The sequence below is a fragment of the Marinobacter caseinilyticus genome (genome assembly GCF_011074955.1).
Taxonomy (GTDB): Bacteria; Pseudomonadota; Gammaproteobacteria; order Pseudomonadales; family Oleiphilaceae; genus Marinobacter; species Marinobacter caseinilyticus.
This window is the reverse complement of the sequence record NZ_WUQJ01000037.1, coordinates 88446-104751: the sequence shown is the minus strand read 5'-3', so window position 1 is coordinate 104751 and position 16306 is coordinate 88446. Positions and strand designations below refer to the sequence as shown.

The following is a 16306-nucleotide window of genomic DNA, read 5'->3' as shown; positions in this document are numbered from 1 at the left end:
TGACACAGATCAGATGGTCATTTTTACCTTTCCGGCGCGATTCGCCCCTCAGTGAAACCCTTCATTTTTTGATATACGAGAGACCGACATGCAATATCAGGCACCTTTGAATGATATCCGTTTTCTACTGAACGATGTTCTCGATGTGGGCAAACTGCACGAACTGGAGACGTATGCCGACGCAACCCCTGACCTGATCGACGCGGTGATTGAGGAAGCGGCAAAACTGGCGGCGGAAGTCATTCAGCCCACCAACAAAGTCGGTGACCAGCAAGGCTGTCAATTCGACCCGAGAACCAAGGAAGTGACAACGCCCGATGGCTTCAAGGCAGCCTACCAGCGTTTCGTCGAAGGCGGCTGGACGGCGCTGGACGCTCCGATTGAATTCGGCGGCCAGGGCCTGCCTCACACGCTGAAGTTCATTGTTGATGAGATGGTGTGCTCCACCAATCTGTCACTTGGCATGTACCCCGGCCTGACCCACGGCGCCATCAGTGCCATCCACGCCCACGGTTCGGACGAACTTAAGCGGACCTACCTGGAAAAACTGATTAGCGGCGAGTGGACCGGCACCATGTGTCTGACCGAGCCCCAGTGCGGCACCGACCTGGGACTGATCCGTACCAAAGCGACCCCGAACGACGACGGTTCCTACGCCATTGAAGGCACCAAAATCTGGATCACCGGCGGTGAACACGATCTGGTCGACAACATCGTTCACCTGGTACTGGCAAAACTTCCGGGCGCGCCCAACACCACCAAGGGTATCTCACTGTTTGCGGTGCCCAAGATCCTGCCTGGTGATGGTGACCGTAACCTGGCGTTCTGTGGTGGCCTGGAACACAAAATGGGCATCAAAGGCTCTGCCACCTGCGTGATGAACTTTGAGGGGGCCACCGGCTGGCTGGTCGGCGAGCCGAATGATGGTATGCGAGCGATGTTCACCATGATGAACGAAGCTCGCCTGATGGTCGGCATGCAGGGCCTTGGGCTGGCGGAGATGGCTTATCAGGAGAGCCTTGGGTTTGCCCGGGAACGCCTGCAAAGCCGTTCCCTCAGCGGCGCGAAAAACCCGGATGGGCCAGCCGACCCCATCATTGTCCACCCCGATGTCCGCCGTATGCTGATGCGCCAGAAGGTGCTCAACGAAGGCATGCGGGCACTGGCCCTGTTTACCGGCCAGCAACTCGACCTCTCTGTGGCTCACACTGACGCGTCGGTTCGTGAGAACGCCGACGATCTGGTGCAATTACTGACTCCCGTGGTCAAGTCCTTCCTGACCGACGAAGGCTCCAATAACAGCAACATCGGCCTGCAGGTCTTGGGCGGCTCCGGCTTCACCACCGACTGGCCACTGGAGCAACTGGTGCGCGATGGCCGTATTGCCCGCATTTATGAGGGCACCAATGGCATCCAGGCGATGGACCTGGTGGGCCGTAAGCTCAGCCTCAAAGGCGGCCAGTTGGTTCGAGCCTTGTTCGGCGAGTTCAGTGGCTTTCTCAAGGATGCACCGGCGGCACCCTATCGGGACGAGCTCACAGCCGCCATCAAGCGGCTGGAGCAGGCAACCGTATGGCTGGCCACCAACGCCCCGAACGACCCCGAGCAAGCCGGCGCCGCTGCCACGCCCTACCTGCGGCTGATGGCGCTCACCACCATCGGCTACCTGTGGTCCAAGATGGCGCACGTAGCCCAAGCCCAGCTGGATGCGGGCAACGGCAACACGGCTTTGCTGGAAGGCAAGCGGGTGTCGGCACGCTTCTATTTTGAAAAGTTGCTGCCGGAAACAGAGTGGTTGCTGGCCGATATCACCAGCGGCAAGGCGGCCATTATGGACCTCAACGACGAGCATTGGGCGGTCTGATGACGCGTTCCTCTCTGTTGATCGGGTCGGAAATGATCGATTGTGGTCGGCTTTTGACCTTCCGCTATTCGGTCAGGGCCGGATAATCGTCGGTGGTACCCGGACTCTGGATGAGTCTGGTTTGACGCCCCCGGGTTTAACCCCGCGCTTGTCTGCCACGCCCTGGGGCGTGGCATTTTAATGCCTGTGTGTTGGTCAGCAGGGCGGTTCATTTAAGCCGACACGCTGCGAGTATGCGGGATCTCGGGTACAATCTGCGCTTTATTCCTACGGCACTGGTTGAGGCATGGCTATGACAGCGGATGATTACGCCCTCCGTTTTGGCGGCATTGAGCGCCTGTACGGCCGTCGCGCCCTGAACGCCTTCCGCGACGCCCACATCGCCATTGCCGGACTTGGCGGTGTCGGGTCCTGGGCCGCCGAAGCGTTGGCCCGAAGTGGCATTGGCACATTGACCCTGATCGATATGGACGACATATGCGTGTCCAACACCAACCGGCAGTCCCACGCCTTGGCGGGCCAATACGGTCGCACCAAAACCGATGCCGTTGCCGACCGGCTGAGCGCCATCAACCCTCAGGCCAACATTCAGATTCATTTTGGTTTTGTAACCCCTAAAAACGTCGGCGAGCTGATCACCTCGGAGCTGGACGGCGCCGTGGATGCCATTGACAGCGTCAAGTCGAAAGCCGCCTTGATCGCTCACTGCCAGCGCAATAAAATTCCCCTGATTTGCGCCGGTGGCGCGGGCGGGCAGATGGACCCGACGCAGATCCAGGTGGGCGACCTGAGCCGAACCACCCAGGATCCGTTGTTGGCGAAGGTCCGTAATATGCTGCGCCGGGAGTACGGCTTCTCCCGCAACCCCAAGCGCCGGTTTGGCATTGAGGCCGTATACTCGCTGGAACAGCTCACGTATCCTGCAGGCGATGGCGAAGTGTGCCTGCAGAAGCCCTCTGGCAACGGCTCAGTGCGGCTTGATTGTGCCTCCGGTTTTGGCGCGGCCAGTCCGGTGACGGCGAGCTTTGGATTTATCGCCGCGTCCCGGCTACTTAATCGCATCGCACGCAAGGCTCAGGAACCGAGCCTGTCGTAGTTACGTCTTCGTTGCGTCGTAGCTGGGTCACAGTTACGCCGTAATCGAGCCGAAGCGGACTTCGGACTCATTCAACGTCCTCCACCCCTGTCAACGGACCCAATCGCCCTATGCCAGTGAGCACCGTTCTTCTTCTCGCCAGCATTGGCGTGCTTTCATTATTCTGTCAGTGGCTGGCTTGGCGTTTACGGGTGCCCGCCATTCTGTTCTTGCTGGCAGGTGGCATTGCCGCCGGCCCGTTATTTAACTGGCTAAACCCCCAGCAGGTGTTCGGCGACTTGTTGTTCCCGGTGATTTCCCTGGCCGTCGCCATCATTCTGTTCGAGGGCAGCCTGACCCTGCGTTACGCCGAGATCCGGGGCCACGGCAAGATGGTTCGCAACCTGATCCCGGTCGGCTCAGTCGTCACCGCCACCATCGGTACGCTGGCGGCACATTGGGCGCTGGATATTTCCTGGGAGGTTGCCTTGCTGTTTGGTGCCATATCGATCGTGACCGGTCCCACCGTCATCGCCCCCTTACTTCGCTCTGTTAAGCCGGCCGCCAAACTGGCCAACATCCTGCGCTGGGAAGGCATCATTATCGACCCCATCGGTGCTCTGCTTGCGGTCCTGGTTTTTGAGGGCATTGTGTCCTGGGGGCAAGGCAACGTTTTTGGTCATTCGATGTTCATTTTTGGTAAAACCCTGCTGATTGGTTTCCTGATGGGTGCCGCCGCAGGCTGGCTTAACGGCTTAGCGTTGCGCAAGCATCTGGTGCCGCAGTATTTGCACAACGCCGGCACCCTGACCTTCATGCTCGGCGCTTACGCATTGTCCAATGAAATGGCCCACGAATCAGGCCTGCTGACGGTCACCATCATGGGCATCTGGATGGCCAACATGAAGCAGGTTCCGATCGAGAGCATTCTGGAGTTCAAGGAATCCCTGAGTGTGCTGCTGATTTCGGCCCTGTTCATCATCCTGGCCGCCCGGGTGGAGTTTAATGCCATTGCCGAACTCGGCTGGGGTCTGGTCACAGTGTTGATGGTGCTGATTCTGGTGGCGCGCCCGCTCAGCATCTTTCTGGCCGCCATCGGCACCACCCTGAACTGGCGCGACAAATTGTTTTTAAGCTGGGTCGCACCCCGCGGGATTGTCGCGGCGGCGGTTTCCGCCCTGTTTGCCTTCCAGCTGCAGAAGCTGGGCTATGAGAGTGCGGGCGTGCTGGTGCCGCTGGTGTTCATGGTCATCATCGCCACCGTGACGCTGCAGAGCCTGACCGCCCGCCCCATCGCGCGGCTGTTAAAGGTGGCGGAGCCGGCGGATTATGGCTTCCTGATTTTGGGCGCCAATCTGGTCGCCCGCCAGATCGGACTTGCACTGAAAAAACAGCAAGTGCCGGTCATACTCACGGATACCAACTGGGAGAACGTCAGGTTGGCCCGCATGGACAACCTGCAGGTGTATTTTGGTAATCCGGTCTCCGAACACGCCTCAACCCACCTGGATCTGACGGGCATCGGTAACTTGCTGGTGATCTCGCCGTACAAGCAGATGAACTCACTGGCCACCTACCACTTCCTGGACTGGTTTGGTGGCGGCAGCGTTTACAGCCTATCGGAGGGCGACCATGACCAGAAATCACGGCACCAGACCGCCGAAAAAATACAGCAGACCCGGGGCCTGTTCGGAGATATCAGCTACGCCAAGCTCGCCAGCATGGCCAGCAAAGGCTACAAGCTAAAAACCACCCAGCTCAGCGAGGCGTTTACCTTCCAGGATTTTCAGCAACAGTATGACCAGCAGGCGTTGCTGCTGTTCACTATTGACCCCCGTCACCGGGTGCTGGCCGTAACCGATGATTTCACCGCGAAACCCGACAAGGGCTGGGTGTTGCTCAGCCTGGTACCACCGCAACCACCCAAGGAGAGAAAAGAAAAGGAACCCGCTCCGATGTTGTCACCGGAAGACCTGCCGGGATAACAAGGCGCCTTTCACACAGGACAAACCTTTCCTGCCGCCCTGGAATGCCCGGGCCACGCACCTAAGAGGAATGACGGCAGTCCAACACCAGCTTGCCGCGCACATGGCCGCCTTCCAGCAGCCGATGCGCATCGGCCGCTTGTGCCAGCGGAAACGCCTGTTCGATGTGCACGCGCACATCACCGTCTTCAATCAGCTCGGCAATCTCTTCCAAGTGGAATACATCGGGCCGCACGGTCATGCCGTGGGCCTTCAGACCGAGGCCTTCCGCGGCGGTAATGATGTCGTCCGCCGTGACTGTCGGGATGGTGACCAGTACACCGTGCTCGCTCAGGGTGTGCAGTGAACGCTTGCCCGTTTCACCACCAATCAGATCCAGCACCACATCCAGGCCATAACACTCATCAACGATGTCGGCGGCATGGTAGTCAATGACTTCGTGCACCCCCAGTTCCGCCAGAAAATCCTTGTTACCCGTTGACGCCGTCGCGATGACATGCGCGCCACACACCCGGGCAAACTGAACGGCAAAATGCCCCACACCGCCCGCACCGGCGTGAATCAGGATTTTCTGACCCGCCGACAACTCCGCCACCTCGAACAGTGCCTGCCAGGCGGTCAACGCGGCCAGCGGTAAACCGGCGGCCGTCACCAGCTCCAGTTCCTCAGGTACGATGGTCAGCTCATCCGCCCGCGCCAGTGTGTAGTCGGCGTAGCAGCCGCCCCGGCCGGGGAACCCCACCATGCCCATGACCCGGTCGCCCGCTGCCAGCGTAGTGACGTCCTCCCCCACGGCCACCACCTCGCCGGCAACATCGTAACCCGGTGTCCAGGGTAAACGGTCTTCGATTTGCCTGGCCGCAAACCCCAACCCTTTTCGGGTCTTCCAGTCGATGGGGTTCAAGCCTGCACCCGCCACCCGGATACAGACTTCATGAGACTCGGGCTCCGGCCGTTCCACCGACTCAAGCCGAAGCACACTGGCGTCACCAAAGTGGTCATACACAACTCGTCGCATGGTGGTTTCCACGGCCGTCTCCCCTTTTACTGTTGCAGAAGTAGTCTTGGAGCAGAGTATTCAGATTAGCAGATATTGCGCCAGGCGGATCCGGTGAATCCCGGTTCAGGACTGGACTTTACCGTCGACTATCACCGCACCGCCCAGAATTTCACTGTATTCTTTTGGCACCCGTGTGGGCCGCTGGGTTTTGAGGTCGACACAGGCGTGGTGGGAAATCGCCCGGGCCAGCACTTTACGGTCGCTTGGTCGCACCAGTTGGAACTGACGGGACGAGCGAAAGCGGCCGTCAAAGCCGGTCAGCCAGGTTGCCATCAGTAAGCGGTCACCGGCATTAGCGGACGCAAGATAATCAATTTCAGTGCGGGTAATCGCCATCGCCTTGCCCGTTGCCTGGTGACGTTCCCACGTCATGCCCAGGTCTTCGATGTGCGCCCAACTGATGTCTTCCAGCCAACGGACATAGACCACATTGTTGGCGTGCCCCAACCGGTCGGTGTCGGTCGGCTGCACGTCAATGGTCAATAGAAAGGGCTCCGGCAGGTCCCAGGTTATGTCACTCATCGCCTCGTCGGTCATTACTCTCGGTCTCCAAGCCCCGGAATGGCTCTCAACGGTAGACGACCAATGCGGTCGTTGTGTAGTGAACCAAAGTATAGGTAGCCACCGTGGGGGTTTACCGAGGTGATTTCCTCCAGGTGAGTGCCGCTGCGATCGTGCAGACTGGTAATCACCCGACCTTCTTGATCGTAGGCGACCACCAAGCCATAGCGTCGGGGCTTGGGCTTGAGGAAATCGGGTAATTTGGCCACCAGATCTTTCAGCCAGGGCTGCTTGTGCAACGTATCAACCTGACTGTCACGCAGGGAAGGAAACGCAACCCAATAGCGGCCTTTGTCATCAACCGCCAGGTTATCGGGAAATCCCGGCAGGTTTTCCGCGAATACTTCGGCCTGGCCGGCTTTGCGACCGCTCAACCAGTATTTCAAGATCCTGTATTTCCAGGTCTCGTTGACCAGCACGAAGTCCCCCGCCGGCGATACCGCGACGCCGTTGGCAAAATGCAGGTTGGCCAGCAGTACTTCGGACTTCCCGATTTGCGGGTCGTAGCGCAACAATCTCCCATGGGGTCGCATTTCCAGCAGGTCGAGGCGGAAATTTTCAATGTCGAACTGAGAACTGGCGTCGGTAAAGTAAATTCGACCGTCCGGGGCAATGGCAACGTCATCGGCGAACCTGAAGGGCAGGCCCTCGGCTTCGCGCGACAATAGCTCGATGTTGCCATCCGGATCGATCGACAGCAGCCCTGTGCCGGCATCCGCCACAATCAGGTTACCCTGCTTATCGAACATCATCCCCAGTGGCCGCCCACCGGTATTGACCCAGGATTCGACCCGACCAGTGGGCCAAATCCGCACGATATCGCCGCCCCAGGTGCCGGTGTAGACACGGCCATCAGCATCGACGGCAGTATCTTCAGGGCCGAAGACCTGCCCCCTGGCCAGCAGGTCAGACAATCGCAAGCGCTGGTTGGGCGCGAGGGCACCGCGCATGGCAGGGGGCGCAGGCGCATCCCAGGCCTTGCTGTCGACCGGTGACGGCGACAGCAGAAACCCACCCAGCAGTACAAACAGAACCAGCGCTGAACCCAGCAGCCATTTCATAGCAGCATCCTTTTGTTGCCATTCATTCGGTCACTCGCGTGCCTTGTGCCTTTTTGGTGCCTCCGGTATTATCCGCCGCTCATTTTTTGGCCGATCCTGCATCGCAAAGCCACTTTTCCGGGAGCAGCCCTTTGCTGTACGAACTTGCCTCGCCGCTGTACACCATTGTCTCACTGATGGTTCTGGGCGGTCTGGTGTATACCGCCAAAACCTTTGTTGATCACAAACTGGCTCAACTCCACCTCCGTCAGGACAACATCGTCAACAACGGCAATGACCTGAAACAGGTCAACACCTGACCGGCTACTCGTCTGCAGGGGCTTCCAGAAACCGCCGGCACAGGGTGGCGAAAGTGTCCGCTTTTTCGGCGTGCAGCCAGTGACCAGTGCCCTGGATAACGCGCAACTCTGCGCTCGGGAACAGGTGTGTCACTGCTTCCCGGTGTTTGTCCTGAATGTAGGCCGAGTCGGCACCCTTAATAAACAGAGTCGGCCCCTCAAACGGACCCGCAGCCGATGGCGCTGCCGTCAAGTTTGAATAAGACGCTTCAATCACCGGCAAGTTCAGCCGCCATCGGAAGGCCGTCTGGCCATATTGGTGACGCTCCTCATCGGATACTTTGACCAGGTTTTTGAGCAAAAATTGCCGGACACCCAGCGCCTCCACCTTATCACTCAGTTTACGGTCGGCGTCGGTTCGGCTCTGCACCTGAGTCAGATCCAACTGAGTCATGCCTTCCAAAATGGCGTCGTGCCGCGGTTTGTATGCCACCGGCGCTATATCAGCCACAATCAAGTGATCCACGCGTCCGGGGTTCGCCAGGGCCACTTCCATCGCTGTCTTGCCGCCCATGGAATGGCCCAGAATCGCCGCCCGATCAAGGCCCTGACGGTCCATGTAGGCGATCACATCGTCAGCCATGGCGGTGTAATCCATGGTGTCCGTGTGCGGTGACCGGCCATGGTTGCGCAGATCCAGGGCATGGATTTGCCATTGGTCCTGCAGCCGCTGAGCCACGCCTCCCAGATTCTCCAGAGAACCAAACAGGCCATGCAATAGAATCAGGGGCGGACCTTCACCCATCACCCGGGAATTAAGTTCTACGCTCATCAATGACACCTCATGCCTTGGGTTTCAACCAGCTCCGGAGTTCACCCAGCGCGGTGGAGTTCAGAAGATACGAGACTTGATGGTTCGCCGCCAGCGCCTGTAGCTCTTTCGCCAGCCCGGCCAAGTCTTCGGTTTGGGGGTTCAGGGTCGATTGAGACGACACGTAGCCCCACATATGTTGTAACGCATTCTGAATTCCACCCCGCGAGGGTGCAACACGACTTGCGTTTACCATGCTGAGCCACAGCTGCTCAATGGGCACGGATCGAACGGCCACCCTCTGCCCAAACGTCTGATAGGACTGGCTGTTTCTGGCCAGAATACTGTATTTATAGCTCGCCCACAGCTCGTGATCGTTGCGAGGCAAACGGATACGACCGCGCTTGTTATCCGCCGCCCGGGCACTTACGCAGGCCAGCTGTGCCTGTAACGCGCCGGCATCCAGCGATGGCCACAGCATCGCCTCACTCGTCAGCGGCACACTGCCCGGATTGGCGTGACCGCGCAGGCGCATTTCTTCGATCACATGATTGAGCCTCATCGCCAGGGCATCTTCGTGACCCTGCCAGTGGATGGGCACGCGGCTGTCGGCGTTATTGGCGCGAGATCGAGCATTCACCAACCCGGCCAGCAGCCGCATTTGCTCTGCCAGCAATTCGTCGTCCAGAAACCCGGCATCGATATCAAAAACCGTATTGTTGGGAAACACGTCAAAATTCCTTTGATTAACAGCACAGTTTGACGGCTAAGCCGTGTAAGTAAATAGCCTGGCGGGTTACATTACCACCCCAGCAACCCCACTACCTGTCTGTTCGTTAACTGCGTGGCGCAAGTCACACAGAAGGGCGACCAGGCCCTTGCACGCAGGAAAGACTATCTATGTCGGAACAGGATCCACGGGAGCGCCGCAAACTACGTCGGTTGCCTGCCGCCGAACTCAAACTGGAATGGCGCCCTCGCAAAGGCCTCTTCACTCGTTTTCAAGCCGCCGATGGCCGGGATTTCACCCGCCATGGGGTATCTATGACGATCAATCAAGAAGACTCCCTTCAGACCGGCGACCGGGTCGAAGTCAATGTTCAGTTGCTGATGGAAGCGGGGGCGCTCGGTCTCGACAAATTGGTGGCCACGGTCCGAAACGTACGTGAAGATGAGAATAATCGGCCACTGTATGGCCTGGAATTCGAATTGCAGGCTAACCGGGCGATGAAATCGGATCAGACCAAAGCGCAGCTTGGCCGTATTGAAGGCATTCTTGAGCGCAGCGAAAAGTTAAAGTTACGCATCCAACCGATCGAGGACATTCGATCGTTCAATCGCTCCACGGATTAAGCTGTGAATGATGGCGCCCGGGACAGCTGCCGCCTGGACACAAAAAAGTCGGGCATTGCCCGACTTTTCTGAAAACCCATCCCGTTGGATCAGCAGTAGTAGATGCTCTCCAGATACTCTTTCAGAGCTTCGCAGTTTTTCTTTTCGTATTCATTGTGCGGGACAAAGATTGCGCTTTCCATAAAATGGACTCCCAGCTGTCAACGCCAAAGTGCGTTTTTTTCCAATGCGTATATTTTACCGCTATTCTGATGACAGCTCTTTGACAGGCCGTTCCACCCGCTTGACATTTTGTAACAACATCGCGGACGGCCAATGCAACCTTGGAACACGCCACGATGACCAACATTCAGGCACGTGACATCGTCGAGAATCCGCAAGTTGCAGCGTCCAGCACGCTTGCACTGGTCTACTACCTCGAGAACCTGGGTTGCCTGGACGCCGCGCGGGTGGAGGCTATTCTCGGCGGCGCGCTTGATCACCTGCAGACGCCAGACCAGACCATTGAGGCCAACAGCCACTATCAGCTCTGGGCCTATGCGGAAGAGGCCTCCGGAGATCCGGCCATCGGCTTGCATGCCGGTCAGGTCATTGACCCTGAACGCATGGGCCTGGTCGGTCATGTATTTTTTAATTGCGATACCCTCGGCGAGGCTGTCATTCAGTACGTTCGCCTGCACCGCCTGATCAATGAGTCCGTGGAGCTTACCTTCGAGCAGACCGGGGACCAGGCCCTGCTCACCTGGCAGGCCGATACGTCAGGACACTATTGCCGGCAGGATATGGACCGTACGCTGGCCGCCGCCCTGTGTCGTACCCGGCACTTCATACATCCGGACTTCGCGGTCGACTGGGTCGAATTGGCGCACCCCCGGCCCAGCTATGCCGGAGAATACCAGCGGGTGATGGGTTGCCCGGCCTCGTTTGACGCACCGGTTACCCGAGTCGCGTTCAGCAGCCAGTATCTGAGCCACCCCATACCGCGCCGCAACCCCTACGTCTTTTCGGCAGTGCTCAAACAGGTGAACAGCGTCCTGGCCCGGATGCAAACTCGCCGGGCCTTCAGTCGCAAGGTCCGACGCCTGATCTCCAGACAGATGGCTACCGAACGCATTGACGCCGACTCACTGGCAAAGCAGTGCCATATGAGCCGTCAGACACTGTATCGCCGGCTGAAGAAAGAGGGCTTGAGTTTCCACGACCTGGTGGAACAAGTGCGCAAGGACAAAGCCATGCGCTATGTTGCTGCGGATCGATACGCGTTAGGCGAAATCGCGTTCCTGCTGGGGTTCTCCGAGCTCAGCGCGTTCAGTCGTGCGTTCAAGCGCTGGACCGGCATCGCACCGGCCCAGTTCCGCGCCCAACATTTGGAAAGGGCGCCATGACCATGCCCGACCTGTCATTCATCGCGCTGGCACTGATTGCCCTGTATGGCACGGCAATTTTTTGCATTTACCGGATTCTGCTCAGCTATCGGACGGCCCAGGGCGCCATTGCCTGGATCGTCGGCTTGCTGGGATTCCCTTATCTGACCGTGCCTCTGTTTGTGCTCTTTGGCCGCAACCGTTTCTCCGGTTATGTCCGCGCCCGGCGCCTCGGCGACCAGGCGCTTGATCATCTGCTCAGTGAGTTTGAAAACCAGACCACCACCGTGCCCCACCCCGGCCATGAACACTTCAGCGACGAGTTGCAGGTGCTGTCCAACCTGGCAAAACAACCGTTCACTTCCGGTAATCGCTGCACTTTGCTAAAGGATGGCGTGGCCACCTTCGAAGCGCTGTTCGATGCCATGGAAGATGCCCGGGAATACATTCTGATGGAATTCTACATCATCCGCTCGGGCCGGGTGGGGGAACGTATTGAGGCCATTTTGAAACGGAAGCTGGCCCAAGGTGTCCGGGTCTACTTCCTGTACGACGATATTGGCAGCGCGTGGCTGCCCAAGGGCTACCTCAAAAAGCTCAGCAAGGCCGGCGCTCACGTCGCCTCCTTTGGTGATGGGGATATCCGCCGGCGTCGACTCCAGATCAATTTCCGCAATCATCGGAAAATCTTGGTGTGCGATGGCGTGGTCGGATTTGTCGGCGGCATCAACCTCAGCGATGAGTATCTGGGCACCGCCAGGGACCAGGGGCCCTGGCGCGACACTCACTGCCGCATCGTCGGGCCTGCCGCCATTGGCTTGCAGCTCGCCTGGCTGGAAGACTGGCACTGGGCGAACAACGAAACCCCGCCCCTGAACTGGGCGCCGGAACCGGCGCCGAGCGGCGATCAGGAGGTAGTCATACTGCCCACCGGTCCGGCCGATACCTACGAATCCTGCACCCTGTTTTTTCTCAATTGCATCAACAATGCCCGTCAGCGCATCTGGATTGCCTCACCGTATTTCGTCCCGGATATCCAGATCATCAACGCCTTGCAATTGGCCGCCCTGCGGGGTGTGGATGTGCGGATCCTGATCCCCGAGAAATCCGATCATGCGTTGATCCGGCTGGCGGCCTATTCCTATCTGGTCCAGGCCAGCCGGGCCGGAATCAACATCTATCAATACCAGCCGGGCTTCATGCACCAAAAAGTGGTGTTGGTTGACGACCGCTACGCGGCCATCAGTACCGCCAATCTGGACAACCGGTCGATGCGACTGAATTTTGAAATTACCGCCTTGGTGACCGCCCAGGCGTTCGTACAAGACGTTGCCAGCATGCTGGAAGACGACATCCGGGCTTGCCGTTTGATCACCGAGCGCGACTATCGCAATCGCCCGTTGTGGTTCCGATTGAGCTGCCGGGCTGTCCGGCTTGCAGCCCCTCTGCTCTGACCATTTTCCGACCGCGGATAATATGAGACGATTGCGCCCTACCAAGCCGTCGCACCCGGAACCTCCATGACATCGTTTAAGCCCCGAGAAACCCTGACCGAGCAAGTGGCTCGTCATATTGAAAACTTGATTGCGTTTGAGCAACTGGCCTCCGGTGAACGGATTTATGAAGGCGCCATGGCGAAGCAACTGGATGTCAGCCATGGTTCGATAAGGGAAGCTTTGCTGCTCCTGGAAAAGCGCCATCTGGTCAGAAACCTCCCGCGTCGCGGCACCTTTGTCACCGAGCTGGACGGTTTTTTCGTGAAGAGCCTGTATGAGGTTCTGGAGCTGTACCTGTGCCACACCGGCCGAAAACTGGCGCAGCAATGGCAAACCGCGGACATGGACCAACTGGAATCGCTTTACCAGCAAATGCAGGCCTGCTATCAGAAAAGTGACCTGCTGGCGTTTCTTGAACTGGGCATTGAGTACACCCAGGCCTCGCTGGCCTATGCCGACAACTACTTTATCGTGTCAGCGATTGAAGATTTGTGGCCGTCCGCCAAACGCTGTGCCTTTGTTGCCTTCAAACATGCCAGCCATCAGGTACTGGAAAACAACCTGTCGCACATGCGCGACTCTATCGAGGCCATCAGAGCCCGCGATGAAGACCGTCTGGTGCTGATCCTGAAGGGCTACGCCCAACAACAATGCCAGCAGGTTCTGGCGTCTCTGGACAGGTCTGCTTCAAGCCATGCCCCACGTTAAGTACCTTGACCGTACCGCCATAATCGGTCTGACGTTTCTGGTCAGCGCCTGTGCCGGACCTGGCATGGTCGGGCAGGATGCGGTGACCGGATCAGTCCGGCCATCGGAAGTCCGCCCCAATGCAGCGAAGCCCCCTCCCGAGCCCCAACCGGAAGCGCTCTGCGCCTGGAGCCAGATTCGCGGCATCGCCACGTTGCTGGCCATGGACCCGACCCGGCAGCCACCACAGGGAACCTGGCAGTTCTTCCCGGGTGACGATGTCGTGTTTGTGCCCGTGCCCGACCAGGCCCAGCCAGGTGACGAGTACAAGGCATTGCTTCGGCGTCCCCTGAGCGGCGGCTGTCAGACGCCGGTGTTGATTTTGGTGGCGCCGGTATGACCGAAGAAGCGGTGCCCGGTGGCGCTCGCAGTCAGTCAAACAACCGCTCAAGTGAAAACCCGATGTTCAGGTAGGTGGTCCAGCGGTTGTCGCTGTTGTAGGCGGTCGCTAACTGAATAGGCCCGAGAAAGGTATCGATACCCGCAAACAGGCTGTAAGACCGCAATAATTCAGACCAGCGTGCGTCCCGGATGTTTGACCAGGCATTGCCGGTTTCGAAGCCTGCCCCGGCAAAAAACGGCACGAAGGGTCCACCAAATTTTTGATAACCAAACACCGACACCAACGCCGCATCCGCGCCGGTCACTTCGCCCCGGCCATAGGCCGACAACCGTCGAAAACCGCCCAGCGTGACAAAGTTATCAATACCGGCGCGGCCCTTGGTCACCACGTCGGCATAGGCTTGTCCCATGATGACAAAATCATGCCACTGGCCAACGCCAACCGCCATCATGGTGGCGCGATCAAAATCGCTGTCTGACCCCATGCCGGGACGTTCGAACCGGCCTTTCAGGCCAAAAAATGAGCCATCGTCCGGCAGAAAGGGGTCGTTCAGCGAATCGTGCACCAAGCGCAGGTTCCAGCCCCCCAGGTTGAGCCGGTCCTCCTGAATGTTGGCGGTGCCCAGTTGCTCATCAACGGTGGCGTAGCCCCGCTGCACTCCGGCTCGCAGCTCGCCATCGGCCCCCAGCTCAATGCCCAGTGAGAGGTCCAGCAACCGCTCGGTCACGTCCACCTCGGCCACTCGCTCGCCCTGGTTATCAAACACACTGAACGTTTCCCGCTCATACTCAGCACCGGCCAGCATAAAGCGGCGGTAGCCAAAATCCAGGGGCTGAAACCACTGCGAGCGAATGCGCGGCTGGGTGCCCAGTTGCATCCCGGTGGTCCACTCGGCGCCCAACGCGTTGAGTTCGGTCATCTGCAACGCCGCCGCCACGTTGAATCGGGTGTCATTCCTGAAGTTATCGGCGTACCCCAGGCCAAAACTGAGGTAGTTGGGGCCCCAGCTTTTCTGCTTCACCCGTATATCCAGAATCGTCCCGGTATCGGACGGCGTCAGACTGTAAGTTACGGTCTCATAATAGCCGAGGCCGTATATACGTTTCAGGTCATCCTCCAACTGCTCCACATTCAACGGCTGGCCCACTTGCTGCCGAATTCGCGGCTTTAGAAATTCAGCGGACAGCTGGGATTCCATGTTGATTCGGATGTCGACAATATCGCCGGCACTGTGACGACGCTGTTGGCGCTGATTCAGGTAGTCGGCCCACGGCCCGTCTTCCACCCGCAGGGAGTATAGTTGGCCGGCTTTGTTGCGGGCAGCGGTGGCACCAATTTCAATGATCAGCGGGGCTTGGTTAAAATCCGCAGACGACAATTCACCCATCTCCGGATGAATCAAAATGTCCTGTTTCTCCAGCAGGGCCAGTTGTTTTTCAACATTGGCACGGGTGACCAGGGTGGTGAGCTGACCCACCACGTTGAAGGCTTCCGTCAAACTCTTACCGGCACTCAGGGAGTCACTGATATCCACCGCGATGATGATATCCGCGCCCATTTTCTTGGCAACGCTGATGGGAATGTTGTTCGCCACACCGCCATCAACCAACAACTGGCCATTGCGTTCCACGGGGGCGTAAACACCGGGAATACTCATGCTGGCGCGGATCGCTTCCGACAGACTGCCGTCACCAATGACAACTTCTTTGCCGGTTTCCAGGTCGGTAGCCACGGCCCGAAATCGGACCGGCAATTGGTCAAAATCCCTGACCAGAGCCGCCTCCCGTGTGAGCTCGTTGAGCACGAACCCCAGATTCTGGCCACTGATGAGACCGCGGCCCACGTGAATACCGTCCAGTCGCACACCCAGGCCCGGATTGATCGGGTAGCGCCAGTCTTCGTCTTTCCGCCGTACCGGTTTGGCAGCCCGCCCCGGGCTGTCACGAAAACTCTCAAGCCAGTCCATTTCAACCAACCGACTTTCGATCTCATCCACTGGCATGCCCAGCGCAAACATGGCCGCTACCGCCGCACCGGCGCTGGTACCGACCACTACGTCCACCGGCACCTGAATTTCTTCCAGCACCCGCAACACGCCAACGTGAGCAATACCTTTGGCGCCACCGCCACTGAGCACCAGACCCACAACCGGACGCTCAGTAGAGGGCTCGGCGCCGGTCTGGGCCAAGGCGACGCCGGCAAAGCCACCGAGCGTTACCAGCAGCAGCGAAATAACGAGACGAACCGGCTGCGACACCTCTGTGACCTCCGTGATTTAGCTGGCAATGAGTCCGGCAAACCAGAAAGG

General features: G+C 58.6%; 15 protein-coding genes. 9 read left to right on the top strand and 6 right to left on the bottom strand.

Features of this window, described 5'->3' with window-relative positions; all coding sequences use genetic code 11:
* Positions 1 to 88 precede the first annotated feature (88 nt).
* The 3 genes from GRX64_RS19030 (at position 89) to GRX64_RS19020 (ending at position 4924) form a co-directional block, all read left to right on the top strand.
* Positions 89 to 1864: an acyl-CoA dehydrogenase C-terminal domain-containing protein gene (locus GRX64_RS19030; RefSeq protein WP_166269671.1), complete on the top strand. Its 1776-nt coding sequence runs from the start codon at positions 89 to 91 to the stop codon at positions 1862 to 1864.
* A 286-nt stretch (positions 1865 to 2150) separates the two neighbouring features.
* Positions 2151 to 2960 carry a tRNA cyclic N6-threonylcarbamoyladenosine(37) synthase TcdA gene (tcdA, locus tag GRX64_RS19025; RefSeq protein WP_427901676.1) on the top strand — a complete coding sequence of 270 codons (810 nt, stop codon included), beginning with the start codon at positions 2151 to 2153 and terminating at the stop codon, positions 2958 to 2960.
* A gap of 110 nt (positions 2961 to 3070) precedes the next feature.
* Complete coding sequence (locus tag GRX64_RS19020; protein ID WP_166269669.1) at positions 3071 to 4924, top strand: cation:proton antiporter; 1854 nt, start codon at positions 3071 to 3073, stop codon at positions 4922 to 4924.
* A 61-nt stretch (positions 4925 to 4985) separates the two neighbouring features.
* Here the strand turns inward: GRX64_RS19020 and GRX64_RS19015 are convergent, their stop codons facing one another.
* From GRX64_RS19015 to GRX64_RS19005, 3 genes are all read right to left on the bottom strand, one after another.
* Complete coding sequence (locus GRX64_RS19015; protein ID WP_166269844.1) at positions 4986 to 5942, bottom strand: NADP-dependent oxidoreductase; 957 nt, start codon at positions 5940 to 5942, stop codon at positions 4986 to 4988.
* 105 nt (positions 5943 to 6047) lie between these two features.
* Positions 6048 to 6521: an acyl-CoA thioesterase gene (locus tag GRX64_RS19010; protein ID WP_235937756.1), complete on the bottom strand. Its 474-nt coding sequence runs from the start codon at positions 6519 to 6521 to the stop codon at positions 6048 to 6050.
* A complete protein-coding gene (locus tag GRX64_RS19005; RefSeq protein WP_166269667.1) occupies positions 6521 to 7606 on the bottom strand; it encodes an SMP-30/gluconolactonase/LRE family protein in 1086 nt (361 codons plus the stop codon). Before GRX64_RS19005 ends, GRX64_RS19010 begins: the two co-directional genes overlap by 1 nt.
* Before the next feature lie 131 nt (positions 7607 to 7737).
* Between GRX64_RS19005 and GRX64_RS19000 the strand changes: the two genes are divergently transcribed.
* Positions 7738 to 7905, top strand: coding sequence for a hypothetical protein (locus GRX64_RS19000; protein ID WP_166269665.1), 168 nt, complete (start codon positions 7738 to 7740; stop codon positions 7903 to 7905).
* 4 nt (positions 7906 to 7909) lie between these two features.
* Here GRX64_RS19000 and GRX64_RS18995 read toward each other — a convergent pair whose 3' ends face one another.
* Both GRX64_RS18995 and GRX64_RS18990 read right to left on the bottom strand, forming a co-directional pair.
* Positions 7910 to 8716, bottom strand: coding sequence for an alpha/beta fold hydrolase (locus tag GRX64_RS18995; RefSeq protein ID WP_166269663.1), 807 nt, complete (start codon positions 8714 to 8716; stop codon positions 7910 to 7912).
* Positions 8717 to 8726: 10 nt separating this feature from the next.
* A complete protein-coding gene (locus tag GRX64_RS18990; protein ID WP_166269661.1) occupies positions 8727 to 9425 on the bottom strand; it encodes a DUF1722 domain-containing protein in 699 nt (232 codons plus the stop codon).
* Positions 9426 to 9595: 170 nt separating this feature from the next.
* On the opposite strand from GRX64_RS18990, the gene GRX64_RS18985 reads away from it, so the two are divergent.
* The 5 genes from GRX64_RS18985 (at position 9596) to GRX64_RS18965 (ending at position 13995) form a co-directional block, all read left to right on the top strand.
* A complete protein-coding gene (locus GRX64_RS18985; protein WP_166269659.1) occupies positions 9596 to 10048 on the top strand; it encodes a PilZ domain-containing protein in 453 nt (150 codons plus the stop codon).
* 338 nt (positions 10049 to 10386) lie between these two features.
* Positions 10387 to 11433 (top strand): AraC family transcriptional regulator, encoded by a 1047-nt coding sequence (locus GRX64_RS18980; protein ID WP_166269657.1) that lies wholly within the window; start codon positions 10387 to 10389, stop codon positions 11431 to 11433.
* 2 nt (positions 11434 to 11435) lie between these two features.
* Entirely contained in the window at positions 11436 to 12866 is a 1431-nt protein-coding gene (gene cls, locus GRX64_RS18975; RefSeq protein WP_166269840.1) for a cardiolipin synthase, read from the top strand.
* A gap of 66 nt (positions 12867 to 12932) precedes the next feature.
* Positions 12933 to 13616, top strand: coding sequence for a GntR family transcriptional regulator (locus GRX64_RS18970; protein ID WP_166269655.1), 684 nt, complete (start codon positions 12933 to 12935; stop codon positions 13614 to 13616).
* Positions 13603 to 13995 (top strand): hypothetical protein, encoded by a 393-nt coding sequence (locus tag GRX64_RS18965; protein ID WP_166269653.1) that lies wholly within the window; start codon positions 13603 to 13605, stop codon positions 13993 to 13995. Before GRX64_RS18970 ends, GRX64_RS18965 begins: the two co-directional genes overlap by 14 nt.
* A 31-nt stretch (positions 13996 to 14026) precedes the next feature.
* Here GRX64_RS18965 and GRX64_RS18960 read toward each other — a convergent pair whose 3' ends face one another.
* Positions 14027 to 16255 carry a patatin-like phospholipase family protein gene (locus GRX64_RS18960; protein ID WP_235937755.1) on the bottom strand — a complete coding sequence of 743 codons (2229 nt, stop codon included), beginning with the start codon at positions 16253 to 16255 and terminating at the stop codon, positions 14027 to 14029.
* Positions 16256 to 16306: the final 51 nt, after the last annotated feature.